Origin of the sequence: Salicola sp. Rm-C-2C1-2 (assembly GCF_040196175.1) — a bacterium.
Taxonomy (GTDB): Bacteria; Pseudomonadota; Gammaproteobacteria; order Pseudomonadales; family Oleiphilaceae; genus Halospina.
In genome coordinates, this window is record NZ_JBEFNF010000003.1 from 173,516 (window position 1) to 200,068 (window position 26,553).

The following is a 26,553-nucleotide window of genomic DNA, read 5'->3' on the forward strand; positions in this document are numbered from 1 at the left end:
ATGCGCCGCCTCATTAATGCGGCCCTGGACCGGGCTCGCACTACCATACTGACCCTGATCTTTCTCATGATTGCGGGCATCCTGGCCTTTCAGACCATTCCCAGAGAGGCCAATCCAGATATTCCCATTCCCATGATCTACGTCTCCATGGCGCTTGAAGGGGTCAGCCCTGAGGACGGCGAGCGATTGCTGGTGCGTCCCATGGAGCAGGAATTGCGCTCCCTGGAAGGCGTGGAGCAGATGAGTGCGACCGCCAGTGAGGGGCATGCTTCAGTCATGCTGGAATTCGATGCCGGTTTTGATGCGGACCAGGCACTCCAGGAGGTCCGTGAAAAAGTGGACATCGCCCGCGCCGATCTTCCTTCGGAGGCCGAGGAGCCGCGTGTTAACGAGGTTAACGTGGGGCTCTTCCCGGTGCTGAGTGTAGGTCTTTCCGGGCCGTTATCAGAGTCGGAACTGATCCGGATGGCACGGGATCTCCAGAATGAGATTGAGGGGATTCCGCAAGTACTGGAAGTCGATATTGCTGGTGACCGTGAAGACATGGTCGAGGTGGTGGTGAATCCCCAGGTCCTGGACAGCTATGGGATCGATTACGCAACCCTCGGCAACCGGGTCGCGCGTAACAACCAGCTGGTGGCGGCCGGCAGTCTGGATACCGGCGCCGGGCGCATGGCGCTGAAGGTGCCCGGCGTGGTCGAAACGCTTGAGGATGTCATGACCATGCCTGTGAAGGTCGAGGATGACTCCGTGGTGACTTTCGGTGATGTCGCCACACTTCAGCGTACCTTCAAGGACCCTCAGGGCTTCGCCCGCATCAACGGCGAGCCGGCGGTGGTTCTGGAAATTTCCAAGCGCACCGGCGCCAACATCATTGAAACCGTTCACAAAGTCCAGGGCCTGATGGATGAGGCACAGCAGCGGCTGCCCGATGCCGTGCGGGTCACCACCATCATGGACCAGTCAGATGAGGTGAACGACATTCTCAGCGACCTTCTCAACAATGTGCTGACCGCGATCGTGCTGGTCCTGATCATTGTGGTAGGCGCCATGGGGCCGCGCTCGGCGCTGCTGGTGGGGCTGACCATCCCAGGCGCTTTTCTGTCCGGCATTCTGTTGATCTGGCTCCTTGGCTATACACTCAACATCGTGGTGCTGTTCAGCCTGATTCTGGTGGCGGGTATGCTGGTGGATGGTGCCATCGTGGTCTCAGAATTGGCGGACCGTAACCAGCTGGACGGCATGCCTTCCCGCCAGGCTTGGGCCGAGGCAGCGATCCGCATGGCCTGGCCGGTCATTGCTTCCACCGCCACCACTCTGGCGGTGTTCACCCCGCTGCTTTTCTGGCCTGGCGTGGTCGGTGAGTTCATGAAGTTCCTGCCGATCACGGTTATTCTTTGCCTGCTGATGTCTCTGGCCATGGCGTTGATTTTTCTCCCCATACTGGGAGGCATCACTGGGGGCGGGGCGAGCGGCGGTGATAATCAGCTGAGCCGCTTCGGGTGGGCTTATCGGCGGCTTCTGCACCGGTGTCTGATCCACCCGGGCAGAACACTGCTGGTCCTGTTGGTTGCGATGGTGGGTATTTACGGTGCCTATAGCGTTTTCAACCATGGCGTCGAGTTCTTTCCTGAGGTGGAGCCGGACTCCGCCCAGGTGCACATCCGGGCCCGGGGGGATCTTTCCGTCCATGAGCGCGATGCCATCGTCCGGGAAGTGGAGCAGCGGCTGTATGGACTGAAGGAGGTCGAGGCCCTTTACGCCCGCTCCCGCGCCACTTCCGGGGACCAGATGGCACCGGATGTCATTGGCACTATCCAGTTCCAATTTGTGGACTGGGAACAGCGCCGCCCGGCTAGCCGTATCCTCGCGGATCTGCAGCAGCGTACCGCGGACATTCCAGGGGTCATTCTGGAATTCCGAAAACAGCAGCAGGGTCCTGGCCAGGGTAAGCCTGTGGAGCTGCAGGTACGGGGTGTTGGAATGGCGACATTGGAGACGGCGGCGAACCGGATAAGGGCCACTATGGATCGGATCGGTGGTTTTGTGGACGTTGAGGACGATCGCAGCCTGCCAGGTATCGAGTGGCAGATTGACGTTGACCGGGAAAAAGCCGCCCGCTTCGGGGCGGATGTGGTAAGCGTGGGTAACGTGGTGCGGCTGGTTACTAACGGCCTGGTACTTTCCACTTACCGGCCGGAAGGGGTAAGCGATGAAGTGGATATACTGGTGCGGCTACCGGAACTCTGGCGTAACCTGGACCAGTTTGAGCGCCTGACCCTTAATTCCGAGGCGGGCCAGGTACCAATCACCAATTTCGTGGATCTTGAACCTGCCCCCAAAACAGGCGTTATCAAGCGTGTGGACGGACAGCGAGCCATCACCATCAAGGCCGATGTAGCTCCTGGCGAGCAGGTTACGGAGCGCCTGGAAACGCTTCAGGCGGCTATGCCGGCGCTTCCAGAGGGGATTCGCATGGCGGTGGCCGGTGAGAACGAAGACCAGCAGGAGGCCGCAAGTTTTCTGAGTACCGCATTCATGGTGGCTGTTTTTCTCATGTTCACCATCATGGTCACTCAGTTCAACAGCCTCTATCAGGCGTTGCTGGTGCTTTCCGCCATCGTGTTGTCCACGGCTGGTGTTCTGCTCGGGCTACTGCTCAATGCCCAGCCCTTCGGTGTGGTCATGGTTGGCATGGGGATCATTGCGTTGGCCGGGATCGTGGTGAACAACAACATCGTTCTGATCGATACCTTCAACGTGATGCGCAATGAAGGCAAATCCCCCTACCAGGCTGCGCTTGAGACCGGTTGTCTGCGTCTCCGGCCGGTGCTGCTGACGGCCGTAACGACCATACTCGGTCTGATGCCGATGGTGCTGGGGGTGAATGTGGATCTGTTGACGCCCTCGCTGGGCATCAATGCCCCATCCACTCAGTGGTGGACCCAGCTTTCCAGCGCCATTGCCGGGGGACTGGCTTTTGCTACCGTACTGACGCTGCTGATTACCCCGATTCTGTTGTTGCTGGGCGAGCGTTGGCTGCCCGGCGGAGGAGCCGACGATGACACCTAGCCGTTATATTGAAAGCAATGGTTTGACCCTCTGCGTGGAAGAGCGGGGTGATCCGGAGGGACCGCCCCTGCTGTTGATCATGGGCCTCGGGGCGCAGATGACCCTGTGGCCGGAACCCATGCTGGAGCGCTACGCCCGCCAGGGGTACCGCGTGATCCGTTATGACAATCGGGACATTGGCCTTTCCTCGCTGATTGACGCCCCTGTGAATGGCCACCCTCTTGCGGCCATGGCCCGCTTCAGGCTGGGTCTGACAACGGAGGCCCCCTATACCCTGCATGATCACGCTCGAGATGCTGCTGGTTTGATGGACGCACTCGGTATCGACAGCGCCCATGTGAAAGGGGTTTCCATGGGGGGCATGACCGCCCAGCTGTTGGCCGCAACCCATCCCCGGCGAGTGCGCAGCCTGGCGCTGGTCATGACATCCAATAACAGCCCACGGATGCCCATGCCCAGGGCGGACGTGCTCTGGTGGCTTCAGGGGGGCGGCATTCGGGGGCATGATGAAGAGGCCGCTGTTGCCCGAGGGCTGGGACTCTGGAAGCGCATCCAGAGTCCGTCCTACCCGCGTGATCTGGTGGCAACGGAGCAGCACATCCGCGCGGATTATCGCCGCAGCTACCGGCCCCAAGGCATACTGCGCCAGATGCGGGGCATTCTCGCCACCGGTGATCTATCGGGTTTCAGCCGGCGCATCCGCACGCCGACTCTGATTCTGCATGGCACCGCAGATCCGTTGATCCGCCCCCAGGCCGCGCGGCGGCTGCACCGGTTAGTTCCCGGCGCGCGCTTGCATTGGATCCGGGGTATGGGTCACGACATGCCGGATGAATTGATCGATCGGATGGTGGATCAAGTCTGTTCCCTGGTTCGGGAAACGGATCTGACTGAGTGAGCGCTCTGAAGGAAACCAAGATTTACTAACTTCTCATGGTGTGATGGCGATGTATTAACTAAGCTTTTCGCCACAAACGGTTCGCACATCACAACCACCTAAAAGCGAGAGTCTGGTCATGAAAGTTGCCTTGTCACGCTCAATTCTTTTCCGTTTTGTGCTTATTAATGCATTGGTGCTGTTCGTTTTGATGGTGGCGTTTGGCTGGTTTAACTACAGTCAGGACCAGCAGTCCCTTGAACGTCAGCTGGAGCGCGAGGTGGGTGCTGCCATGGAGCGCCTGACGCTGAGTGTACCAGGCATGCTTTGGAACTATGAGTTCGACAAGCTCAAGACCCTGGTTGAGTCTGAAATGGGCGGGGTCAGCATCGGTGGCATCTACATTCATGACAATAAGGGCGAACTGGTTGCAGGCCGGCGTATCGATGACAGTAACACTGTGATCGAAAGTGACACCGTGCCATCAGCCGCTGAGCATCTGCGTCAGAAGGACCTGAGCCATGATGGCAAGAAGGTCGGTCAACTGACGATCGTGGCGGATCCTTCCACCGTGAATGCTATGCAGCATGCCTCGCTGATCCGGACTTTGGTCCAGACGTTGGTCATGATTGTGATCATGGTGGCGGTTCTGGCTCTGCTTACCCAGCAGCTTGTAAACCGGCCGATTCGCAACGTCCAGCAGGCGCTGCAGGATATCGCCCGTGGTGAGGGGGATCTGACTCAACGCTTGGACGTTTCTCGCCAGGATGAAGTGGGCGCTGTGGCTGAAGCGTTCAATGGGTTTGTGGGCAAAATCCAGGAGCTTATCGGTCAGGTGGTCGGAAACGCTGACCGCATTAATGAGTCCACAGAGTCCCTTCAGCAGCTCTCAGCCCGCACTGCGAGTGGTGTTAACAATCAGCGGGCGGAAACGGATCAGGTGGCTGCTGCTATGAATGAGATGGGTAGTACGGCTCATGGAGTGGCGGAAAGCGCCAATAATGCCGCCAACGCGACCCAGAAAGCGGATGATGAGGGCGTGCATGCCCGGGATGTGGTCCAAGAGGCAACAGTGGCCATCCGAACCCTGGCGGAAGAGATTGAAAGCGGCGCTGCGGTGATTAATGATCTCGATCAGGCAGTCAACGACATCACTTCCATGGTGGAGGATATCAGCGGGATCGCGGAGCAGACGAATCTGCTGGCATTGAACGCAGCGATTGAGGCAGCGCGCGCTGGTGAGCAGGGGCGTGGGTTTGCTGTGGTAGCGGACGAAGTGCGTAACCTTGCCAGCCGTACCCAGGCCAGTACAGGTGAGATCAACCAGAAGATCCAGAAACTGCAGGAAGGTGCCCAGCGGGCGGTTTCGGTGATGCAGCAGAGCAAGGAGCGGGGTGAGACGACCGTTGAAAAGGCTTCTGAAGCCGAAACCTCTCTGGGGCAGGTACGCGAGGCTGTATCGACGATTAACGACATGAATGTTCAGATCGCAAGCGCTGCCGAGGAACAGACGACAACGGTTGAGGAGATCAACCAGAGCCTCCAGCGCATCGTGGATGTGGCGGAAGCGGCAGCCAAGGATACCCAGTCCACCGAGGCCGCCAGCGAAGAGGTATCCCAGCTGGTCGGAGAACTCCGCCAGCTGGTGGGTACCTTCCGCGTCTGAATCAGCCCCGGCGCGGCTTGAAGGCGTTCACGCCCATGGCACTGAAAGTGTTGGCCACAGTGATCCATGGGCTCAGCCCCGGTTTGGACTTTTTGCCGTCTGCATGCCGCGCCAAGTGGGACTCGTAATAGGTGATGTCGAGCATTAACGCTTTGTCGAGCCCTTTGAAACCCGTGGAAGGGCGCTTAATCGCCAGCCTCGCCTGGGGATCGCTGAGCAGGGTTCGTGGCAGTGCGGGATCCACAGCCAGGGGACGCGCCAGGCCGATGAAATCGGTGGCGCCGGAGTCCAACGCCTGCTGCATGGCCGAGGCGGAGCGGAAGCCGCCGGTGACCATCAGTGGCACGTCCGTGTGGCGGCGTACCGCATCCGCGTAGTCCAGGAAGTAGGCTTCACGGGCGTTTTCCTTCTTCGCTCTGAATCCGGTCATGGCTGGTGCCTCGTAGGTGCCACCGGAAATCTCGATGAGGTCGATACCGGCTTGTGAAAGGGCCCGCACCACATCCATGGATTCTTCTTCGCTGAAACCATCCTTCATGAAATCCGCGGAGTTGAGTTTGATGGCGACCGGAAAGTCCGGTCCCACGGTTTCACGGATGGCTTCGTAGACCGCCAGAACAAAACGGCGACGGTTTTCCGGTGACCCGCCCCATTCGTCTTCGCGCTGGTTGTGGCGTGGTGACAGGAACTGGCTGACCAGGTAGCCGTGAGCACCGTGAATCTGGACACCGGAGAAGCCGGTTTCCTTAGCGAGGTGGGCGGCATGGGCAAATTGGCCAATGATGGTATTGATTTCTTCCGCTTCCAGAGCGCGTGGTGTGGCGAACATCTTCTCGAGTCCGCCACCCAATGGCACTGCCGACGGTGCTACCGGCTTACTGTTCAGGAACTTCGGGATCTGCTTGCCGGGGTGGTTGAGCTGCATCCATACTTGGGTGGCATTGGCCTGACCCTGCTCGGCCCACTTGCGGAACGCATCGAGGTCAGACGCATCGTCCAGAACCACGTTCTTGGGTTCGCCCAGGGCATTACGGTCGATCATGACATTGCCGGTCATAGCGAGACCGATACCGCCATCCGCCCAGGATCGGTAGAGGCGGGCAAGACGTTGGTCAGGGTCATGGCGCGCATTACCCAGTTGTTCGCTCATCGCGGACTTGACCAAACGGTTCTTGATGGGTCGGCCTCGCTGGAGGGCTTTTTCGTCGTTCAATGTGGGGGTTGTCATAGCGGCTACTCCTTCAAAAGGGAATGGTTCGATAATCAGGTTTGGTTCACGAGGTGGCGGGCGCCATAAGACGGTCCAGAAGCCAGTCCAGATCCGCGCGTAACAGTTCGGCCTGGCCCTCCAGCTTCATACGCAGGATGCCGCCCTCCCAGTGATTCCAGAAAATGTCGCTCAAAGCGGTGGCGGGGATGTCGTCGCGAAACTCGCCGTTGTGCTGACCCTGTTCGATCAGGGGCACAAAACGCTCGCGCCAGTCACGGTAGCCTTTCTGCAGTGCTCGCTGGCATTGCTGGCTGGCGGCGCCGATCTCGGCGGCCAGGTTACCCAGCAGGCAGCCGCGGATGCAGCCTCGGCGTTCAAATTCGGTAACCATCAGCCCATACATCTGGCGTATGGTCTCGCGCGCCGACTCCCTGGGGTGGCGCAGATGCTCGTCCATCAGTGTCAGCAAATCCTCGGTGTAATCTTCGATGATCTCGGCAGTGAAGCCTTCTTTGCTGCTGAAGTAATGATAGAAAGAGCCTTTGGGGACCTGAACCCGCTCCAGGATCTCCTTGATGCCGGTGCCGTGATAGCCCTGTTCGGACAGCAGATGCACGCCGGCTTGCAGCAGCTCCTGGCGGAGATTGGGGTTGCGCTGGGCTTTTGTCATGTCTGTGCCAATTAGACCGGTCGTCTATTTAATGAATTGAACACTATCTGTTCTCCCTGGGAGGGTCAAATGCTCGTCTGGAAGGGGACGGATCAGTGATAATGGCGTTTTCCGTATACAGGGGGTCAGTCAATGGGCCAGAGTGCCAGCGAGCTGAAGCGCCGACTCGATGCGCTGCACCGCAACCGGCTTTTTGAAGGGGCGGTGATCACCATCATCGTCGTATCTGCCTTGCTCATCGGCGCCCGCACCTATGAAGGGGTCAGCCGGTTTGACCAGTTCATAGGTGTTCTAGACTGGGCGGTCACGGTGTTCTTTCTGATCGAGATCCTGATCCGCATGGCTGCGGAGTCGCGGTTACGGGACTTTTTCCGGGAACGCTGGAATGTGTTTGATTTCGTGATCGTGGTTGCGAGTCTTGTCCCGATCGACGATTCAGAGATGGTGCTTCTGGCGCGTCTTCTACGGATTTTCCGGGTTCTGCGTCTGGTGTCGCTGATTCCGGAGCTGCGAATTCTGATGGCGTCGTTGTTCAAGGCCATCCCGCGCATGGGCTACGTAGTGCTGCTGATGTTCATCATCTTCTATATCTACGGCGCCTTTGGCAGCTTCCTCTTTGGTCACATCAATGAGTTTCTCTGGGGGAACATTTCCCGGTCCATGCTGACCCTCTTCCGCATTGCCACCTTTGAGGACTGGACGGATGTGATGTACGAGACTCAGGAGGTCTACCCGTTGAGCTGGATCTATTACCTGACCTTTCTGTTCCTGACCGCGTTCATTTTTCTGAACATGATGATCGGCATTGTGCTCCAGGTTATGGAAAAGGAAAGCCAAAGGGTCGACGAGGAAAGCGGTGAGGGCGAGGCGGTGGAGGTGCATCGCATCCATGAACGCATGGGTCAGCTCCAGCAGCAGCTGGACCGCATCGAGAACGGCCTCGAGCGGCGGGATGGCACGCATTGTGAGTGATTCCGTGCCATACTCTCCTACTCTAATGTGACATTGAGTAAGGGTGCGAGGAGGGATCAGCCCCGATGCATGAATGGCTCAGGAGGCGGCTTCACAGTAGCCGTGTGCCGGCGGACCTGGATTCCGTTACAGAGGTGGACACGCAGGGTGAGCAACCAGCGGCGGATGCTGGTATCAGCGCGGAGGCGCTGAATGCCGTCTGGGAAAAAGTAGCAACCCTTTACCGTACCGGTACCCATCCGGGGATGCAGATCACTCTGCGCCACAAGGGAAAGCTTGTTTTGAACCGTTCGCTTGGTCATTCCCAGGGTAATGGGCCCGAGGATCGGGCGCACGGACCGCGTGTGCGCATGACGCCGGAAACCCCGGTGTGCTTTTTTTCCGCTTCCAAGGCTGTGACTGCCCTGCTGGTGCACATGCTGGCGGAGGACGGTCTCATTAACCTCCTTGATCCGGTCAGTTCCTACTGCCCGGAATTCGCCCGCAACGGCAAGAAACACATCACGATTCAACAGATTCTCAGCCATCGTGGCGGGATTCCGGGGCTGCCTAGGGGAACGCCCATCGATGCTTTCTGGGATGAGCAGCACATCTGGAAGCTGCTGTGTGATGCCCGCCCTATTGAGGCGGATGGCAGCACCGTTGCCTACCATGCCATTACCGGGGGGTATGTCATGGGCGAGCTGGTGCGCCGGGTCACGGGAGAAAGCATCGCGACGCTGCTGGATAAGCGCCTGCGCCAGCCCATGGGTATGCGCTACTTCACTTACGGTATTGATCACGACGATCTTCTGGATCTCGCTTGGAACTATGCCACGGGCCCGAAACTGGTGTTCCCGGTGTCCTGGATTGTGGAGCGAGCGCTGGGCGCTGATATCAATACCGTAGCTGAAATCAGTAATGATCCGCGTTTTCAGGAGGCGATCATCCCTGCCGGCAACCTGTGCGGGACCGCCGAGGAGATGGGGCGTTTTTTCCAGATGATGCTCAACGGCGGTACCTGGAACGGTCGCCTTATCTGTGACCGCGAGACCGTCATCGGGGCGGTCCAGGCCTACGGGCGGATGCAGATTGACCGCACCATGATGATTCCCATGCGCTTCAGCACCGGTTTCATGCTGGGAGCGGCTCCGGTGGGGATATGGGGCTCCCAGTCGGATGAGGCTTTCGGGCATGTCGGGCTGATCAACAAATGGTGCTGGGCCGATCCGAGCCGCGATATCAGTGTGTCGCTGGTCAATACCGGTATCCCCATCGTGGGTCATCATCTGCCAGCATTGGCGGGGTTTGTGAATCAGGTATGCAGGAGCTTTCCGGTTCTTTCGGAGTCTGAACGCCCATTGGGCGTCGTTCAGGGGGCGAGGCGACGCCCGAGCAGTGTTTAAAACGTTGAAACTCTGTTCAGACCTTATTGCAATCCAGTGACAGCCGGGGCACAATGCACAAAAAGTAGTCAGTATAACCAGTCAGGGATGGGTTATTATGATACACAGCGAACAACAGGATGTGATGAGAGCTGAGGCAGAGAACGATATTGCTCTGGATCAGTTCGAGAGTGTCCACAACCATCTCCACCAGCGGTTGTGCCGTGAGCTGAGGTCGTTGCAGAACCGCGTCGACGCCCTGCGGCAATCGCCCACCATACACAGCGCCAGCATCGTTAGTACCTACGAGCGCCTGATCCGCAAGAAGCGGGATTTCATGGAGCATTGGGGCATGGACCCGAGCTGCAGCGGTCGGTAAGAGCGCGTTCTGCGCTCAGTCCCGGACCTGCGGAATACTCGTTTTGGCTGAACTGTAGCTGAACGTATGATCAGGGTTTTCGAGGTCTGACGCGCTGCTGATACCGGGGCAGGTCTTCGAGTCCAGCTCAACCTTGACCTGGTCATCGGCATTATCCCTCCCATAGTAAGCAGTGATCCGAACACAGCGCGCGTTGGCCACCCCGGTGAATACGTCAGTTGCCTGCTCTGAACTCCAGGACCATCGATCTGTCTTACTGCGGTCTTTTCTCCGATCATCCTGCGTATTATCAAGGAAGGATTCGAAGATTACTGAAGCAGCGTTGCCTGCCTCACTCTCCTCTTCATCGCTTTCTTGTTCATTGATGGTTTCCTCGAAGTCCGCGTTGAATCCGGCAATCAGCTTGCTCGGCTGTTTGAATCCGGATGAAGGCCCTACGCCTTCGAAAGCCTCGTTGGGGTAGAGCGTGAACACAAAGCTTTCAGGCGTGAAAGCCACGCGCGCGACGTTGGGACCGAAGGGTGTGGGATCGGTGAGGGGTTCCGGATTGTGGGCGTAGTTGACGCCCAGTTCCCAGGTGTCACGATCCTTTTGCGAAGGCTCGGTTTCAGTGACTTTCAGCGTGTTGACTCTGATGCTGCCAGGAGCGTCTTCCCGCACGCAGTTCACCATAGCATCCCGGGCCGTCTGAAGAGGCGCTACGTCGCCGGAGGCGATCATGGCTTCGAGAAGGTCAAAACCGTTTCTCACCGAGTTGTATTCTGGCAGTTCACTTTGGTTGAAGCCTATAAAGCCCTCCGTCTTCCGGCTGAAAAAATCATAGGCCTGTGTGGCACTTTCCTTGTTTGCTGTCGTACCAGCCGGCTTGGTAATTTGCGTGAACTGGCGGAACAGTGTTTTTTCCAGATCGGCCTGTGCCGGATTAGTGGCCTGATCCCTGTCAATGGTCAGTGAGCTGTACTGCTCTTCCGACGGGTCCTCAAAGGTGAAACCATCCGTGCATGAGCCCGGGCCACCGCCGGATGAGCCGCTGTCGAGCTCACACCCGGTAAGACCTGAAGCCAGGAGAGTGGCCAGAAACGCGGGATACGCCCTGAAACACAAGCGCGTTTTCATCTATATACTCCAGCGACCATACTTTCCGGTGACTAATGGTTTACAGCATAATGCTTTATTGCTTTCACAGCGTCTGGAGAGATCACAGTTTTGAACGCCAGATTGCCCGCACATAGCCGGTCTGCACGGCAGGTCGTTACGCTGCTGGCCCTGTGCCTTGGTGTGATTCTGGCAGCCGGCGGGGCTCGTGCGCAGGAGCCGGGGAATTGCCTCGACAGTCCGGTGGTGATCGAGGACGGTGAGGAACACCATAATCTCGGCAGCTGTTTCCGTTACCTGCAGGATGAAACACATGAATACAGCCTGCAGGATGTGATCGCTGGCGATACGCCCGCTTTCAATGAGCACACCCGTGGGGTGCTCAATTACGGCTATACCGAATCAGTTTTCTGGATTAAGCGAGACCTTGTCTACCGCGAGGGTGACCACCCGGTGGCGGACTGGGTGATTGAACTGGTCCTACCACTGGTCGATCAGGCGGATCTATTCCTGGTCAATGAACAGGGCAAGGTGGTGACCGAGCAAAAGCACCGCTATTCCGAGGATTGGTCCGGGCGTGAATTTGCAGTGCCCAACCCGACCTATCGTCTGAGCCTGGAGTCGGGCAAGCGCTATACGCTGTACCTGCGCGTTGAGACCCGCAATACCATGCGGTTGCCACTGAACCTGTGGGAACTGGACAGCTATCTCGGCAAGGTTGCGGTGGACGAGTGGATCCAGGGGCTGTTCATGGGGGCCCTGTTCGCGCTCCTCGCCTATAACTTCTTTGTCACCCTGGTGGTGCGCGAGCCGGGCTATATCTACTACACCACCTACATCCTGTTCGCCATGCTGTTTGTGATGACCGAGCAGGTGCATGGCATGCAGGTATTGGGGGGGCTGCAGCCCTGGCTTCACAAGGAGTACCTGCACATCTACATCCAGCTGAGCTGGATCTTCGGCACTATGATGGCGCGGGAGCTGCTGGATACGCGCAATCGGGCCACCCATCTGGACCAGGTGTTGAAGCTCTGCCTGTACGCGGCCATCACCACGCTCGTGATCAGCCTTTTCCATGATTATCACGTGGCCATGGAATGGACGGTTGTGGGCTCTGTCGGGTTGGCGGTGGTGATCATCGCACTCAGTTTCTGGGCCTGGCGCAACGAGCTACCCAGTGCTGGGATCTACTTCGTGTCCTGGTTGTGTACTCTGTCGGGGGTTGGCTTCTACGGCACCGCCGTCATGGGCTACTACCCACTCAATAGCCTGACCAGTCATGCGCCCCAGATCGGATTCGTGGCTCAGAACATTCTGCTGTCCCTCGCATTTGCGAATCGCATAAAGATCGTTCAGCGCGAGGCCCTGGAGTGGAACCAACAGGCTGTGGCCAACCTGCACCGTTACCGGGCGCTGTTCGAGAATGCGATGGAAGGAATCTTCCAGATGTCCACCAGCTGCCGGTTTCTGGATGCGAACCCCTCGATGGCACGCATCCTTGGTTACGGCTCCGTGGCTGAGCTGATCAACGGCGTGCCGGATGCGCTGCGGGCCTGTTTCTCCCAGTCAAGCGTTCGCCACTGGGTAACCCGGCAGCTGGAAAAGGAAGGTGAGGTGCACGGTGTTGAAGGTACCTTTGAGACCTGCCAGGGCGAGGAGCGCTGGGCTAATATTTCGATCCGGACCATTTACACTGAGGATGGCGAGCCCAGCCACCTGGAGGGCACCTTTGTTGATGTCACCGAGCGCCGCCAGCGTCAGGAGATTGAGAATGAGCGTGAGAACGAGCGGTTGGAGAAAGAGATCGCACGTAACTCAGCCGCTGCCAAGAGCCAGTTCCTGGCCAACATGAGCCATGAGATCCGCACGCCGCTGGCAGCGATCATTGGTTACGGCGAGACCCTGATGGAGCCGGATCTGAACGAATCCGAAAAACGTGACAGCGCTGAGACAGTGGTTCGCTCCGGGCGTCACCTTCTCGACCTGATCAACGATATACTCGACCATTCGAAGATTGATGCGGACAAGCTTGAGGTAGAGCGGCTGAACGTCAATCTTCCGGAACTGCTCGACGAGGTACGCGCCTTCTTCACGCCAAGGGCTCGTGAAAAGGGATTGGAGTTCTTCATTCAGTGCGAATACCCGCTGCCGGAAATCATCCGTACCGATCCCACCCGTTTCCGCCAGATTCTGATCAATCTCTGCGGGAATGCGCTCAAGTTCACCGAAAAGGGCAGCATTCACATTGCGATTCAGTGTGAATGGGAACAGGAAAAACTGCTTGCAAAGGTAGTGGATACCGGCATCGGTATGAAGCCGGAGCATCTGGAGCGCCTGTTTGACCCCTTTGCCCAGGGCACGGCGGCGACAGCTCGCCAGTATGGCGGCACTGGTCTGGGGCTGAGCATCTCCAAGCATCTTGCGGCACTGCTGGGTGGCGACATCCGTGTGGCCAGTGTCTATGGCGAGGGCAGTGAATTCGCGGTGACCATCGACAGTGGTCCTCTGGAAGACGTGCATCTGATCCGGGATGCCTCGGAAATGACCCATCGCCGCCGCCAGCTACCCATGCTGCATGCGCCCCACCTCAGTGGCCGGATCCTGGTGGCGGAAGACAATGAGGTAAACCGCAAGCTGGTGGACCTCCTCATCACCCGCACCGGCGCCGAGGTGGCGCATGTGGGCAATGGTGCTGAGGCACTGGAGCGGGCTTCGGGCGAGTCATGGGATCTGATTCTTATGGATATTCAGATGCCTGTGATGGATGGCCGGGACGCTGCCAGGGCCATCCGGGAGGCTGGCATCAACACGCCGATTGTCGCTCTGACAGCGAATGTCATGGCCGAGGACCTTGAGGACTATCAGGAAGCGGGCTGTGATGATTATCTGGCCAAACCCATCGACAAGCGCCGTTTCTACGAGACCCTGGCCCGCTACTTGCGGGTGCGCAGCGAAGCGCGCACGGAATCGGTCCAGCAGTATCAGGGGACCGTTCTGGTGGCGGAGGACAACGAAGACAACAGTCGTTTGGTGGAACGGCTACTGCGACGTTTCGGGGTGACGGTTGTAACGGTGGATACCGGATCAGCGGCGGTGTCAAAAGCGATGAGCGAGACCGTGCACCTGGTGCTGATGGACAGCCACATGCCGGAGATGGACGGCCCAGAGGCAACCCGGATGCTGCGCCAGACCGGTTTCCGGCGTCCGGTTATTGCCTTCACCGCCGGTGACGACGCGGAAGTGGACGAACTCCAGAAAGCCGGGTGTGATGGCGTGTTGCACAAGCCCATTGATTCAGGGCAGCTGCGGGTTCTATTGCAGAAGTACCTTGGGGGGTCGGAGCTGGAAGATGCCGCGCCGGATGCCGGAATTGACCCGGACGTGCAGCACCTGGTGGATCAGTTTCTGGATGGTCTACCGGAGCGTATCGACCTTATGGAGAACGCGATCCGGGGTGAGCAGTGGGTGGATCTGCAGCGACAGGTTCATCAGATCAAGGGAACGGCGGGAGCCATGGGGTACCCGCTGATCACGGAGAAAGCCGCCGAAGTGGAGCGTGCCCTCAAAACCCAGGACGTGACCCAGGCGGTTAACCTCTACCCAGAACTTGCTGCATTGATCCGGCAGGCTCTGGATGGACGGGCATAGCCAAACAGCAACAGGACGACGCCATGCACAAGCTTGCGGATAATCGTACGAGTCACGACACCGTTAACATGATGTACGGGACCTATGCGGATGTGATCTTCATTCTCTTCCCGTTCGCTGTCATCGCCATGACGCGCGCCTGGCAGGGCAATGCCGAGGCTACGCTAACAGCGCCGGATCTCTCGATTGCAGCGGCTATTCTGGGTGGTCTGGCGCTTGGCAAGTTCGTTCTCGGGCTGGTGACCGACCACAGTCTCAGCCATTTCCGGGAGCGGATCGTGTTTTTTCTGGCGCTGACACTGTTGCTGGTTCTGGGGCCGACAATCCTGGTGCTGCTATTGATCACCGCCAGTGACGAGGTACCCCGGGTCGTGGTGTTTGTCCAGCCGATACTGCTGATCGTGGCCATTTCACTCTACACCACGGCTATCAGCATCAGTAATCTGCTGACGCGGCCGGATCCGGTCCTGTTCCCTGGTGAGTCGTCGCAAACGGGCGAATCAGATGGGGAGCGTCAGCTTGATCTTCCGCGAAGGGACGAAGAAAGTCAGAGAATGTCACGTGATGACGCGTAAAAACGCACGCCTGCTATAGTTGCAAAGCGGGAGAACAAGCGAGGGGACTCCGATGACGAATCTCAGCGTTCTTGTGGTGGAAGATGAACCCACAATGCGCCAGATGCTCACCGAAATGCTTTATGCTGTGGGCGTGGACAGGGTAGTTGAGGCGGCCGACGGGGAGGCCGGGCTTGAAGCCTTCAAAGGCGACAGCTTCCAGATCGTGATGCTGGACCTTGGGCTGCCTGATCGCGACGGCCACGAGATCATGAAGGAAATCAAAGCGCAAAGCCGGCAACAGCACGTAGTGCTGGTTACCGCTGATGATTCCATCGACAGCATTCAGCGGGCGATTACCGCTGGCGCCAACGGTTATGTGGTCAAACCCTATTCACGGGAAAAAATCCAGGATGTGGTTAACAACTACATGATGATCCACAACAGCGGCACGTGAGCCGCTGCTGTGTTGCCAGCTGGCGTTCAGGCTACCTGCTTCTGGATCCAGGAGTTATACCTGCCCGCGAGGGAGCGGATATAGCGGCTTTCCGCCTCGCTTGGTGTGCCCAGCACGCCATGGAAAATCCAGCCCCGTTCATACAGAGCCAGAACCGAGCGTTCGTCCTCCAGGTTCACGCGCTGATTGAGGCGTTTGCAGATGGCGTCCAGAAACGGTAGACGCCCCGGGCGCCGGATGTGGTTACTGTTGTGATTCGCTTTCTGGTTCATGATACCCCTCCTGTCCGCGTTGCTCATTTTCAATGCAACAAAAAAACCCGAAGGCGGTCACCTCCGGGTTTTCGGACAGGGCATCAGCCCGACCGACCGGAGGCGACCCCGCAGGGCTCCCTCCGGTCTGGTATACCGGTCAGGAGCCCGCGATCGTCCGCGGGTGCTTTCGTGTCGTAATGGATGTCACCCTTGCCGGGTTACCATCTGTTGTCATGGTATATACGCCTTTTGACTCCATACCATCAGTGTATCCTTGCGCCGGGCTTTTTCAAGGGTGGCTGCGGGTAGTCCCTACAGAGTTCTCCGCAACCCGTCCATGGTTGGTAGAATGAAGCACTAAAAGCCCTACCGTAACGGAAATCCAGATGAGTCGTATTGTTGTAATCTATTCAGGAGGCATGGACTCTTACACCCTGCTGCACAGAGCGCTGGCGCAGGGTTGGCGGGTAGATGCCCTGTCCTTTGACTATGGCCAGCGTCATGCGCGTGAGCTTGATTGCGCGCGCACGGTGACACAGGCGCTGGGCATCGACCATGAAGTGGTGGACATCACCGGTATCCAGAACCTGCTGGCCGGCTCCGCGCTGACCGACTCGGAACCGGTTCCGGAAGGCCATTATGAGCAGGCCACCATGAAGGCAACAGTGGTGCCAAACCGCAACATGATCCTGCTGTCGCTGGCCATCGGCCATGCAGTGAGCCGGGGGGCGGATGCGGTCTGGTATGGCGCTCATGGTGGCGATCATGCCATCTACCCGGATTGTCGGCCTGAGTTCATTGAGCATATGGACCGTGTGGCGCGGGTGGCCAACTATGAGGCTGTGCGGGTGGAGGCGCCGTTCATGCATCTGACCAAGGGCCAGATTCTGGGTGAGGGACTGGCCTTGGGGCTGGATTACTGTCAGACCTGGACCTGCTATAACGGCCGTGCCCAGGCGTGTGGGCGTTGTAGTGCCTGCACCGAGCGGCTGGAGGCTTTTGCCGCCCATGGGGTCACTGATCCCCTGTCCTATGAGGAAACGCGCTGATGTACCGGATCAAGGAAGCTTTTGCCACTCTACAGGGAGAGGGGCTTCAGGCCGGGCGGGTCGCCGTCTTCTGCCGTTTCAGCAAATGCAATTTGTGGAGCGGTCGGGAAAAGGACCGCGCCACTGCCGTGTGCCAGTTCTGCGATACGGATTTTGTGGGTACAGATGGAACGAACGGTGGTGTGTTCGCAACGCCGGAACAGCTGGCCGACCATATCGCGTCGCTCTGGCCCGGGACTGGCGGCAGGGATGAGTCCCCAATGGTGGTCTGTACGGGCGGTGAACCGCTGTTGCAACTTGATGAACCGCTGCTGGAGGCGTTTCATCAGCGCCACTTTTTCGTGGCGGTGGAGACCAACGGCACGTTGGCAGCCCCGCCGGGCATTGATTGGCTCTGCGTCAGCCCCAAAGGGGGTACCGCCATTCGGATCACACACTGTGACGAGCTCAAGCTGGTTTATCCCCAGCAGGGGCAGGATCCGGAAGACTATGATGACATCGTGGCACAGGCACGGCTGCTTTCGCCCATGTCATCCCCACATGCAGAGGCGGAGCGGGATCTGGTAAGAGATGCAAGCACGCGTGAGGCTATCCGTTACTGCATGGCGAATCCGCGTTGGCGACTGAGTGTGCAGATGCACAAGATGGTGGGGATTGGGTGAACAAACGAAGCCGCCCTTCGGCGGCTTCCGGTAAGCGGCTTATTCCTTGCCGGTAGCACGATCCAGCATGCGCTTGGCGCGCTCATTGGCCTGCTCAGCCGATTGCTCGGCACTCTTGGCGCGCTCGAGTGCTTTCTCGGCCATGTCATAGGCTTCGTCCGCCCGTGTCTGGGCATTCGAGGCACTGCTATCGGCGCTTTCCGCCGTGCTCATAGCATCGTTGGCAGTGTCCAGAGCGTCGTCCGCGGTGTTACGCGCGTCCTGATCGGTGGTTGCGCAACCGCCCAGTGCAACCGCAGTGATTGCAACGCTGGCAAGCGTCAGTTTTTTCATAGTGATCCCCTTTTTGTTCGGGTTGATGTTCGGTGGGCTCAGTGTCCGGGGCCCTTGCCACCGTAAGTGTATCAAAGTGTCCCTTTGTGAAAACCGTTTTTTACGGCCGTATCTCAATAGGGGTGCCGACTTCAACCCGGCGCCATATTCGATCCATTGCGCGGTTGTTGACCGCGATGCAGCCATCTGTCCAGTCGAGCCCCTCAAAGGCAAAAGCCAGATCGCCTGCTTCATTGGGGAGGCCGTGCACCATGATGTTGCCACCAGGATCCAGCCCCCACGCGCGGGCCTCGCGGCGATCATCAGGGCTGGGGTAGGAAATATGCAGGGAGCGGTAGAAGTCGCTGTTGGGATTGCGCCAGTCCAGGGTGTACTTGCCTTCGGGAGTGCGGTTGTCACCGGCGGAAAGCTTATGTCCCTGCGGTTGCTGTCCCAGCGAAATACGGAAGCGCGCAATTCGTTTGCCATCACGGATCAGATACAGCTGGCGCTCGCTCTTGATCACCAGAACCCGGTCTGCCGGCGCCACGCTCTCACTGGTTGCTCCTGACGGTGCCGGCATAATGATAGGCAGCAGGCACAGTAGAAAAATGACGGCTTTTGTGGATAGGCGCATTATCATCTCTACGGGGTTAAGCCGGAGCTGGAGCGCTGGTGTTCTGGAATGCCGAGCAGTGCCGGAATAGGGATAAGGGTAATATCGCCACCCCGGTAGAGCGTGTCAATCCAGAAACGATTGGCCGCGTTCACCGGCTGCTCACAGGATACATGGCCGTGAACCACGCGGGTTACATGGCGTACCGGGGGAATCATACCGGGTACTTTCAGAGCCTGGGTGTAGTCGGCTCGATCCCAGACCAGCTCTTCCCACTGGCCGTCACCAAGCGCAACTTCCTGGACAGTGCGCCAGTCTGAGGGGGCGGTTGCGTGTACGATGCCGACACTGCCGTTCATGGTTTCAATGGTGAACGCAAGCGACAGGTGCTGGCGGAGAACACCGCTTTGATAGTGTTGCGCACTAGAGGGTTGACGGTGGAACCAGAGTCCGCCGTTGTGTTCGTGCAGCATTCTGTCGGCGGGATCCGCCAGCGCGTCCAGCAGCATCAGTTCATGATTGCCAAGCACGCTGAAGAACCAGCGTTGCTCCAGACGCTCGATCAGGGCTGCGCTGTTGTCGCCGCGGTCAACCAGATCGCCCACGGCGAACAGCCGGTCGCGGTCCGGATCGAATGCCTGTTGTTCCAGTCGGTGATCGAGTCGATCCAGGCGACCGTGAAGGTCACTGACAATGAAATCGCGACCACGCTGGTTGCGTCGGAAATAGCGATGCTGTGTCAGGTCGTGCATGATGTGCGGGAACTCAGGGTGATAAAAACATACTTCAGTCGGAACCTGTGCTGACGTGGTCCCTAAGCCGGTAGCCTGATGCCTCAAGCCGGGCGCGGGCCTTGGACAGCTGTTGTTCCGGAATCAGCCCGTAGGCGCCGGCCCCGGAAGGCAGAGGCACAAAATCGATGCCGCTGCTGCGCAGGTTCTGTGCTACCTCCGGCAGAACCGGATCGCCATTGCGGATACTGAGGCAGCGCCAGCCAATGGTAGTATCCGCGGCAGGCAGTGACAGCGATTCGTCACAGATGAGCGAGAGAAACCCTCCTGTGCGCCCGATCCAGTAATAGGGGGTGCGAAAGACCTCAGCGGGGACCAGGTCGGTGCTTCTGAGCTGGTGAACGGCGAAGCGCACGTCCAGAACCAGTACCTCGTTGGTCATAGAGGGGTTCTCCAGGTTGCTGAGACTGTTGGATTGATGGACGGTTCCATTCAGCCTTTTTAAGGGTAATACGCCCCGTATTCAAACTGAAATCATGATCGTATGAAGTCATTGTACTTAAAGAAGCGTCAAACAGGTTTTCACGGGGGTTTGGATTGACCACTGACCTGCTGCTGTTCATTGGTCTGCTGCTCAGCCTGAGTATTCTGCTCAGCCCCCTGTCCAGCCGGGTAGGGATGCCGTTGCTGCTGCTGTTTCTCGCCATCGGTATGCTGGCCGGTGAGGAGGGGCCGGGTGGCTTGTCGTTCAATGATTTTGAAACCGGCTTTCTGGTCGGCAATCTGGCGCTGGCGATCATACTGCTGGATGGTGGGCTTAGAACCCGCCATGGGAGTTTCCGTGTTGGCCTCAAACCAGCACTGGGTCTGGCGACTCTCGGTGTGGCGATTACGGCGGGGCTAACAGGCATTGCCGCGGTCTGGCTGTTTGATCTGCCGTTGGCTGTGGCGCTTCTGATGGGAGCGATAGTGTCCTCTACGGACGCGGCTGCCGTATTCTCACTGCTTCAGGGGCGAGGGCTCCACCTGAATGACCGGGTTAGCGCCACGCTGGAGATTGAGTCCGGCAGCAACGACCCCATGGCGATCTTCCTGACCCTGGTTTTGCTCTCGTTCATCCAGAACAGTGACGGAGCACCGGTGCTCGAAAGTCTCTGGCTGTTGGTGCAACAGTTCGGGCTGGGTGTGGCCGGTGGCCTTTTGGGCGGGCGTCTGATTGCGGCGTTGATTAACCGGGTGCAGCTGGTGCCCGCCTTTTATCCACTGCTGGTAGCTTCGGGTGGGCTGGTGGTATTTGCTGGGATCAACAGCCTGGGGGGCAGCGGTTTTCTGGCGATTTACCTCTGTGGCGTGGTGCTGGGCAACCGCCGGATCCGGATGCTGCCGGCTGTGCTGCAGATGCATGACGGGCTGGCGTGGCTGGCGCAGATGTCACTGTTCCTGCTCCTTGGACTTCTGGTCACGCCTTCCGAGCTGGTGGATCTACTGGTTCCGGGGCTGGCTATTGCCGCGGTACTGATTCTGCTGGCAAGACCCATTGCCGTTGTGACAACACTCTGGCCCTTTGGTTTCCATACCCGCGAAAAGATCTTCATCAGTTGGGTTGGGCTGCGCGGCGCGGTGCCCATCGTTCTGGCACTTTTTCCAGTTATGGCGGGCATTGAGCACGCGCACCTGTTATTCAATATTGCCTTTTGTGTGGTGCTGGTATCATTACTGGTTCAGGGCACAACGCTGGCGCCACTAGCCCACCGCCTGCGGCTGGAGGTGCCTTCGGGGCAGGAGCCGCGCCGCCGTCTGCCACTGGATCTTCCGGGCTCCGGTGACCACGAATTGATGGTTTTTGAGCTAACCGGGGAACGCTGGCGTGAACCGCTGCCGTTCAGTGAACTGAAGCTGCCCCGACATGTGATCTGCGCCGGTGTCTTCCGCGATTCACAGCTGTTCCATCCTGAGGCGGAGACGGAACTGGCTGAGGGGGATCTGGTCGCGTTGATGGCAGCGCCCGGCCAGTTGGAGGAGATGAGCAAGCTCTTTGATACCCATCCGCGCACCAGCCCACTCGAGGATCGTCAGTTCTTCGGCGAGTTCGTTCTCAACGGTGACGCCACGGTTGGCGATGTGGAGCTCTTCTATGGCATCGACATTTCCGGCTATGATCCCCCCGAAACGCTGTCAGGGTGTTTTCTCAGGGCCCACGGGCATCCGGTCGTCGGTGACAAGCTGCGGATGGGGCCAATCAAACTGGTGGCCAAAGCTGTCTCCGGTGATGAAGTAACCCGTGTTGGCCTGAATCTGCACAGCCGTAGCGCCAACGTGCAAAACATGGAGCCATAATGGACGCAGAACACTGGAAACAGGAACTGGGACTGGCACCCCACCCGGAGGGCGGTTGGTATCGTCGTTTCTTCGCCAGCCCGATTAATGTACGCACTGAGCATGGCAGCCGACCGACCATGACGGCGATCCATTATCTGCTCGAACAGGGGCAGTACAGCGCTTGGCACCGGCTGCGCAGCCATGAGCTCTGGCATTGGCACGCAGGCGGGCCGGTCCTCGTCCACTGCGCTGACGACAACGGCATTGCCAGCCACAAGCTCGGCAGCCAGTCAGAGCTGACGCTGACCATTGAGCCCAATACCTGGTTTGCCGCTGAGCCCGCGCCCGAGACCGGTTACGTTCTGGTGAGCTGCACTGTGAGCCCGGGCTTTGATTTTGAGGATTTTGAATGGGGTGATCCGCAAGCTCTGATGGCGGCTTTTCCAGAGGATGAGCGGCTGATCCGAAGGCTTGTACGATGAGCAGTATCCCCGCACATCTGATTCTGGGATTCCTGGGCGTGGGCAAGAGCACCGCCATCATGGATCTGATGCAGAGGCGCCCGGAAGGCGAGCGCTGGGCCGTTCTGGTGAATGAGTTCGGAGAGGTTGGCGTTGATGGTGCCTTGATGGAAGCCGGTGGCGTTGCCGTACGTGAAGTGCCGGGTGGCTGCATGTGCTGCGTTGCGGGTCTGCCCATGCAAGTGGCGCTGAATGAGCTGATCCGGCGGGAGAAGCCGGACCGGCTGCTGATTGAGCCCACTGGTCTGGGTCACCCCAGTCAGGTTATCGACACCCTGACCGGTGGCAGCTATGACGGAGTGCTTCACCTGAGATCCGTGCTCTGCCTGATCGATCCGCGTCGCCTGGCCGAAGAACGGGTTCTGAACAATGTTCACTTCCGGGATCAGGCGGCAGTGGCGGATGTACTTGTCGCCAATAAATGCGATCTGTGCACTGACGCGGATCGGGCCCGGTTCCACGAATGGGCCGGTGCTTTTGAACCATCCAAAGCCTTGGTGGCTGAAACCGCTCAGGGGCGTCTGGAACTGGACTGGCTCACAAAGTCCCATAGTGATCGTCAGGCGGAGGATCCCCATGCCCATGGCCACCACCATGGCCCGGAATCTAACGTCGAACTGCCGCTTTCCGAACAGCCCTGGCAGCGATTCCGCAACAGTGGTAATGGCCATTACAGCTGTGGCTGGCGGATCAGTCCGGACTACTGTTTTGACCATCAGGGCCTGCAGGCGCTCTGTCATAGTGGCAGCTGGCGTCGCATCAAAGGGGTGATGCGTACGGATCAGGGCTGGGTAGCACTGAATATGGCCGGTGATGCGCTGAGCGAGACCAGCGTTGATCGCGGTCGGGAAAGCCGGCTTGAGATCATCATGGATGCTCCACCGGATGTTGCCGACCTGGATCAAAAACTGAGCGCTATTGTGGTCCAGGGTTAGCGGCTGTGCTCGACTCATCTTCGACCATGGCGGGGCCTTCCGGCTGCGACTGCTGGCAGCCAATGAGTGTAGTGCCCATGGTCGCCTTTGCATTGGCTTTGGCGGCACAGCCCCCCGTGCAGTTACGGCCCGGCTGTTACGACCATGATGGGGGTTGCACAGCAAGCCTCACACGAGGCTCAATGGCTGGAGCAATCCATCCCGCTTGAGGAGGTTTCCATGGACATCAAAGTGAAAGACATCAACGAGGGGCAGCCTGTACCGGAGCACTTCGCTTTCGGCGTATATGACCCGGATAATCATATGGCTCTGGGCCGCAACCTCAACCCTGAGGTGACCTGGAGCGGTGTGCCCGAAGGCACACGCAGTTTCGTGGTCATGATCAAGGATCCGGATGTACCCGGTGACGCCAGTGACGTGAACCAGGAAGGCAAAGCTGTCTCGAAGAAGACACCGCGTGTGGATTTTTACCACTGGCTTCTGGTGGATGTGCCGCCGACAGTGGCCCGTATTGAGGAGGGGCAGGAATCCAACGGCGTGGTGCCCAAGGGTAAAGCACCCTGCAAGGACGCTCTGGGTAAGCGTGGCATCAATGATTACACTGACTTTCTGGCCGGAGATCCTGACCTTGCCGGCACTTATGCTGGCTATGACGGCCCTTGCCCACCCTGGAACGATGAAATCGTGCACCGCTACATTTTCACGGTGTTCGCGCTCGACGTGGAGCACCTGGAACTGGGAGATGAGTTCCGTGGGCCTGATGTAGAGAAAGCGATGGCCGGGCACATTCTGGATGAGGCCTCGGTGATGGCCACCTACACCCTGAATCCGGATCTGCGCTGATGCGTGATTTCGCTTTCAACACCACGCCTTCGATCGTCATGGCGAGCGGAGGCGCGGCCAACCTTGCCGCGTACTGTCGTGAGCGTGGGGCCCGCTCGGTTTTCCTTGTTACAGACCCCGGTATCATCAAGGCGGGTCTGTTGGATGAAGCCCAGGCCGGCCTTGTTGATGAAGGGTTGGCCGTGGACTGGTTCAGCGGGGTGGAAGCGGATCCGCCGCATACTGCGGTTCGGGCGGCAGCTGAGCGTGCCCGGGACTGTGGCGCTGATTTGGTGGTCGGCTTTGGTGGTGGCAGCTCCATGGATGTGGCCAAGGTGGTTGCTCTGCTCGCCTCTGACGGCTGCGACCAGGCATTGGAAGCGCTCTATGGGGTCGGCATGGCCAGTGGTCGCCGTCTCCCCTTGATTCAGGTGCCCACCACTGCCGGAACGGGTTCCGAGGTGACCCCCATCGCGATTATAACCACCGGCGAAACCACCAAGTCCGGTATTGTCTCGCCCCTGTTGCTGCCAGATCTGGCGCTGCTGGATCCGGATCTGACGCTGGGACTGCCACCACAGGTGACAGCCGCCACAGGTATCGACGCCATGGTGCACGCCATCGAGGCCTATACCACCGCCCATCGCAAAAACCCGGTCTCGGACGCGTTGGCGCGTGAGGCACTGGCGCAGCTCTCGAGTAACATTGTGGAGGCGGTCCACAACGGTGAGAACCGCGATGCCCGGGCCGGGATGCTGCTGGGTGCGCTTCAGGCCGGGCAGGCGTTCGCCAATGCGCCGGTGGCGGCTGTACATGCACTTGCCTACCCACTGGGTGGGCACTTTCATATTCCGCATGGGCTCAGTAACTCGCTGGTCCTGCCGCAGGTTCTGCGTTTCAATCAGCCGGTAGCCGGTGCGCTCTATGAGGAACTGGCACCTCTGGTACGCAATGGGGGTAACGGTGACCTGATCAGCCGCATGACGGCGCTGATCGAGGCTGTGGCGCTGCCGCGCACACTCAGTGAAATGAATATTGGCGAGGATTGGTTGCCGACGCTGGCCTCCGATGCCATGCAGCAGAAGCGGCTTCTGGTGAACAATCGCCGCGAAGTAACCGAGAAGCATGCCCTGGCGATCTACAAGGAGGCGTTGTGATGGTGCAGGAAGAGCCCCTGCCACGCGCTGCCTTTGATGCCTTCCAGACGATCACCACCCGCTGGCACGACAATGATGTGTACGGGCATGTGAACAACGTGACCTATTACGCTTGGTTTGATACCGCGGTGAACCGTTTTCTCATCGAAGAGGGTGGTCTGGATATCCACAATGGGCCGGTGATTGCGTATGTTGTGAGCTCAGGTTGTGAGTATTACCGGGCTATAGCCTACCCCGAACCAGTGGAGGTGGGGCTTCGTGTGGAGCGGCTTGGTAACAGCTCGGTGACCTGGGGTATCGGTATCTTCGGTAGCCACGATGGCCGCCCCTTGGCTCAGGGACGGCTCGTGCATGTATTTGTTATCCGCGCGAATAATGAGCCAACGCCCATACCCGGGCCGCTTCGCGAGGCCATTGAGCGGATCAGTTCATGATGCGCTGCAGGGCGTCCTTCATGATCTTTTCCTGATCAATCTTTTTGAGACCCTTGTTGAGGATCTCGGCCATCCGCTCGCCCTGATCATTGCGCGAAAACGCGACGTAGAGCTCTTTCTGCTCCAGCAGCTTGTCGTTCATCTGGAGTTTGCCCTCCAGGTTGCTCAGCTGATCCGACACCAGGTAGTCGAACACGTTGCTATCGATAACCGCCAGCGGAATGCGCCCGCCGGCCACCTTGCGCAGGTTGGTAGCGTCGTTGGTTACAGGTTGGGTCTCAATCTCGCCACGCTCCGCCATGGCATCAAATTCAGCAGTGTTCACGTAGCCGGAGACCGTTCCGATGGTGTGATCCGTCAGATCGTCAAGACTGGACCATTCCATCGGCTGATCCATGTTTTCGACGAGCCCCAGCGGGCCGGTGCCGATACTGTCGGAAAAGATGAAATCCTCTTCCAGCGATTCGGCATAGTATTCCGGAAAGTAACCAGCGATGGCGTTATCCTGCTGGGCTTGATCTACGGCGCGCTGCCAAGGCAGGAATTGTACTTCAAGGTCATGCCCCATGGCGTCGAACGCGGCGTCAACCACAGCCATGGAGGCACCCTGCTGCGGCAGTTCCGAGCCGGTATAAGGTGGCCATTCCAGTGAGGTGAGCTGAATGGTCTCGGCCTGTGCCGTCAGCGGAAGCAGGCCAATGCAGGCAAAGGCTGTGAGTATGCGCAATGTTTTCATGAAAGAACTCCCAATTATGGAATGAATATAGATGCCCGCAT

The 26,553-nt window shown here is 58.7% G+C and carries 26 protein-coding genes; 17 read left to right on the plus strand and 9 right to left on the minus strand.

Annotated features, from left to right (window positions below; all coding sequences use genetic code 11):
• From AAF659_RS07945 to AAF659_RS07955, 3 genes are all read left to right on the plus strand, one after another.
• Positions 1–3,072: an efflux RND transporter permease subunit gene (locus AAF659_RS07945; protein ID WP_349751194.1), complete on the plus strand. Its 3,072-nt coding sequence runs from the start codon at positions 1–3 to the stop codon at positions 3,070–3,072.
• On the plus strand, positions 3,062–3,970 hold the full coding sequence (locus AAF659_RS07950; RefSeq protein WP_349751195.1) for an alpha/beta fold hydrolase: 909 nt from the start codon (positions 3,062–3,064) through the stop codon (positions 3,968–3,970). Before AAF659_RS07945 ends, AAF659_RS07950 begins: the two co-directional genes overlap by 11 nt.
• Positions 3,971–4,088: 118 nt before the next feature.
• A complete protein-coding gene (locus AAF659_RS07955) occupies positions 4,089–5,615 on the plus strand; it encodes a methyl-accepting chemotaxis protein (RefSeq protein ID WP_349751196.1) in 1,527 nt (508 codons plus the stop codon).
• Between the two features lies 1 nt (position 5,616).
• On the opposite strand, the gene AAF659_RS07960 is transcribed toward AAF659_RS07955, so the two are convergent.
• Entirely contained in the window at positions 5,617–6,843 is a 1,227-nt protein-coding gene (locus tag AAF659_RS07960) for an NADH:flavin oxidoreductase/NADH oxidase family protein (protein ID WP_349751197.1), read from the minus strand.
• 46 nt (positions 6,844–6,889) lie between these two features.
• Complete coding sequence (locus AAF659_RS07965) at positions 6,890–7,495, minus strand: TetR/AcrR family transcriptional regulator (RefSeq protein ID WP_349751198.1); 606 nt, start codon at positions 7,493–7,495, stop codon at positions 6,890–6,892.
• A gap of 132 nt (positions 7,496–7,627) precedes the next feature.
• On the opposite strand from AAF659_RS07965, the gene AAF659_RS07970 reads away from it, so the two are divergent.
• The 3 genes from AAF659_RS07970 to AAF659_RS07980 all read left to right on the plus strand — a co-directional run bounded on the left by AAF659_RS07970 (position 7,628) and on the right by AAF659_RS07980 (position 10,210).
• A complete protein-coding gene (locus AAF659_RS07970; protein ID WP_349751199.1) occupies positions 7,628–8,467 on the plus strand; it encodes an ion transporter in 840 nt (279 codons plus the stop codon).
• A gap of 65 nt (positions 8,468–8,532) precedes the next feature.
• Positions 8,533–9,852, plus strand: a complete 1,320-nt coding sequence (locus tag AAF659_RS07975; RefSeq protein WP_349751200.1) for a serine hydrolase domain-containing protein — start codon at positions 8,533–8,535, stop codon at positions 9,850–9,852.
• 97 nt (positions 9,853–9,949) lie between these two features.
• A complete protein-coding gene (locus tag AAF659_RS07980; RefSeq protein WP_349751201.1) occupies positions 9,950–10,210 on the plus strand; it encodes a hypothetical protein in 261 nt (86 codons plus the stop codon).
• Positions 10,211–10,225: 15 nt separating this feature from the next.
• Here the strand turns inward: AAF659_RS07980 and AAF659_RS07985 are convergent, their stop codons facing one another.
• Positions 10,226–11,326, minus strand: coding sequence for a hypothetical protein (locus tag AAF659_RS07985; RefSeq protein WP_349751202.1), 1,101 nt, complete (start codon positions 11,324–11,326; stop codon positions 10,226–10,228).
• Positions 11,327–11,428: 102 nt separating this feature from the next.
• Here AAF659_RS07985 and AAF659_RS07990 point away from each other — a divergent pair, with 102 nt between their 5' ends.
• The 3 genes from AAF659_RS07990 to AAF659_RS08000 are packed head-to-tail and all read left to right on the plus strand — an operon-like array spanning position 11,429 to position 15,964.
• Positions 11,429–14,953, plus strand: coding sequence for a response regulator (locus AAF659_RS07990; RefSeq protein WP_349751203.1), 3,525 nt, complete (start codon positions 11,429–11,431; stop codon positions 14,951–14,953).
• Between the two features lie 23 nt (positions 14,954–14,976).
• Positions 14,977–15,528: a hypothetical protein gene (locus AAF659_RS07995; RefSeq protein WP_349751204.1), complete on the plus strand. Its 552-nt coding sequence runs from the start codon at positions 14,977–14,979 to the stop codon at positions 15,526–15,528.
• Between the two features lie 52 nt (positions 15,529–15,580).
• A complete protein-coding gene (locus tag AAF659_RS08000) occupies positions 15,581–15,964 on the plus strand; it encodes a response regulator (protein ID WP_349751205.1) in 384 nt (127 codons plus the stop codon).
• Between the two features lie 26 nt (positions 15,965–15,990).
• Here the strand turns inward: AAF659_RS08000 and AAF659_RS08005 are convergent, their stop codons facing one another.
• Positions 15,991–16,236, minus strand: a complete 246-nt coding sequence (locus AAF659_RS08005) for a hypothetical protein (protein ID WP_349751206.1) — start codon at positions 16,234–16,236, stop codon at positions 15,991–15,993.
• 368 nt (positions 16,237–16,604) lie between these two features.
• On the opposite strand from AAF659_RS08005, the gene queC reads away from it, so the two are divergent.
• Together queC and queE are read left to right on the plus strand one after the other, a co-directional pair.
• On the plus strand, positions 16,605–17,267 hold the full coding sequence (gene queC, locus AAF659_RS08010) for a 7-cyano-7-deazaguanine synthase QueC (protein WP_349751207.1): 663 nt from the start codon (positions 16,605–16,607) through the stop codon (positions 17,265–17,267).
• Positions 17,267–17,929 carry a 7-carboxy-7-deazaguanine synthase gene (gene queE / locus AAF659_RS08015; RefSeq protein ID WP_349751208.1) on the plus strand — a complete coding sequence of 221 codons (663 nt, stop codon included), beginning with the start codon at positions 17,267–17,269 and terminating at the stop codon, positions 17,927–17,929. The genes queC and queE overlap by 1 nt, the downstream gene beginning before the upstream one ends.
• A 39-nt stretch (positions 17,930–17,968) precedes the next feature.
• Here queE and AAF659_RS08020 read toward each other — a convergent pair whose 3' ends face one another.
• The 4 genes from AAF659_RS08020 to AAF659_RS08035 all read right to left on the minus strand — a co-directional run bounded on the left by AAF659_RS08020 (position 17,969) and on the right by AAF659_RS08035 (position 20,030).
• A complete protein-coding gene (locus AAF659_RS08020) occupies positions 17,969–18,262 on the minus strand; it encodes an Lpp/OprI family alanine-zipper lipoprotein (protein WP_349751209.1) in 294 nt (97 codons plus the stop codon).
• A gap of 100 nt (positions 18,263–18,362) precedes the next feature.
• Positions 18,363–18,878, minus strand: coding sequence for a L,D-transpeptidase family protein (locus tag AAF659_RS08025; protein WP_349751210.1), 516 nt, complete (start codon positions 18,876–18,878; stop codon positions 18,363–18,365).
• A gap of 8 nt (positions 18,879–18,886) precedes the next feature.
• Complete coding sequence (locus AAF659_RS08030) at positions 18,887–19,609, minus strand: metallophosphoesterase (protein WP_349751211.1); 723 nt, start codon at positions 19,607–19,609, stop codon at positions 18,887–18,889.
• A gap of 34 nt (positions 19,610–19,643) precedes the next feature.
• Entirely contained in the window at positions 19,644–20,030 is a 387-nt protein-coding gene (locus tag AAF659_RS08035) for a hypothetical protein (protein WP_349751212.1), read from the minus strand.
• 155 nt (positions 20,031–20,185) lie between these two features.
• Here AAF659_RS08035 and AAF659_RS08040 point away from each other — a divergent pair, with 155 nt between their 5' ends.
• From AAF659_RS08040 to AAF659_RS08065, 6 genes are all read left to right on the plus strand, one after another.
• Complete coding sequence (locus AAF659_RS08040) at positions 20,186–21,925, plus strand: potassium/proton antiporter (RefSeq protein WP_349751213.1); 1,740 nt, start codon at positions 20,186–20,188, stop codon at positions 21,923–21,925.
• Entirely contained in the window at positions 21,925–22,389 is a 465-nt protein-coding gene (locus tag AAF659_RS08045) for a cupin domain-containing protein (protein WP_349751214.1), read from the plus strand. Before AAF659_RS08040 ends, AAF659_RS08045 begins: the two co-directional genes overlap by 1 nt.
• Positions 22,386–23,363, plus strand: coding sequence for a CobW family GTP-binding protein (locus AAF659_RS08050; RefSeq protein ID WP_349751215.1), 978 nt, complete (start codon positions 22,386–22,388; stop codon positions 23,361–23,363). The genes AAF659_RS08045 and AAF659_RS08050 overlap by 4 nt, the downstream gene beginning before the upstream one ends.
• A gap of 219 nt (positions 23,364–23,582) precedes the next feature.
• Positions 23,583–24,206, plus strand: a complete 624-nt coding sequence (locus AAF659_RS08055) for a YbhB/YbcL family Raf kinase inhibitor-like protein (RefSeq protein ID WP_349751216.1) — start codon at positions 23,583–23,585, stop codon at positions 24,204–24,206.
• The gene (locus AAF659_RS08060) at positions 24,206–25,342 is read left to right on the plus strand and encodes an iron-containing alcohol dehydrogenase (RefSeq protein WP_349751217.1); all 1,137 of its coding nucleotides are present in this window, start codon (positions 24,206–24,208) and stop codon (positions 25,340–25,342) included. The genes AAF659_RS08055 and AAF659_RS08060 overlap by 1 nt, the downstream gene beginning before the upstream one ends.
• Entirely contained in the window at positions 25,342–25,776 is a 435-nt protein-coding gene (locus AAF659_RS08065) for an acyl-CoA thioesterase (RefSeq protein ID WP_349751218.1), read from the plus strand. The genes AAF659_RS08060 and AAF659_RS08065 overlap by 1 nt, the downstream gene beginning before the upstream one ends.
• On the opposite strand, the gene AAF659_RS08070 is transcribed toward AAF659_RS08065, so the two are convergent.
• Positions 25,766–26,512 carry a substrate-binding periplasmic protein gene (locus AAF659_RS08070; protein WP_349751219.1) on the minus strand — a complete coding sequence of 249 codons (747 nt, stop codon included), beginning with the start codon at positions 26,510–26,512 and terminating at the stop codon, positions 25,766–25,768. The two genes, AAF659_RS08065 and AAF659_RS08070, sit on opposite strands and share 11 nt — an antisense overlap.
• Between the last annotated feature and the right edge of the window lie 41 nt (positions 26,513–26,553).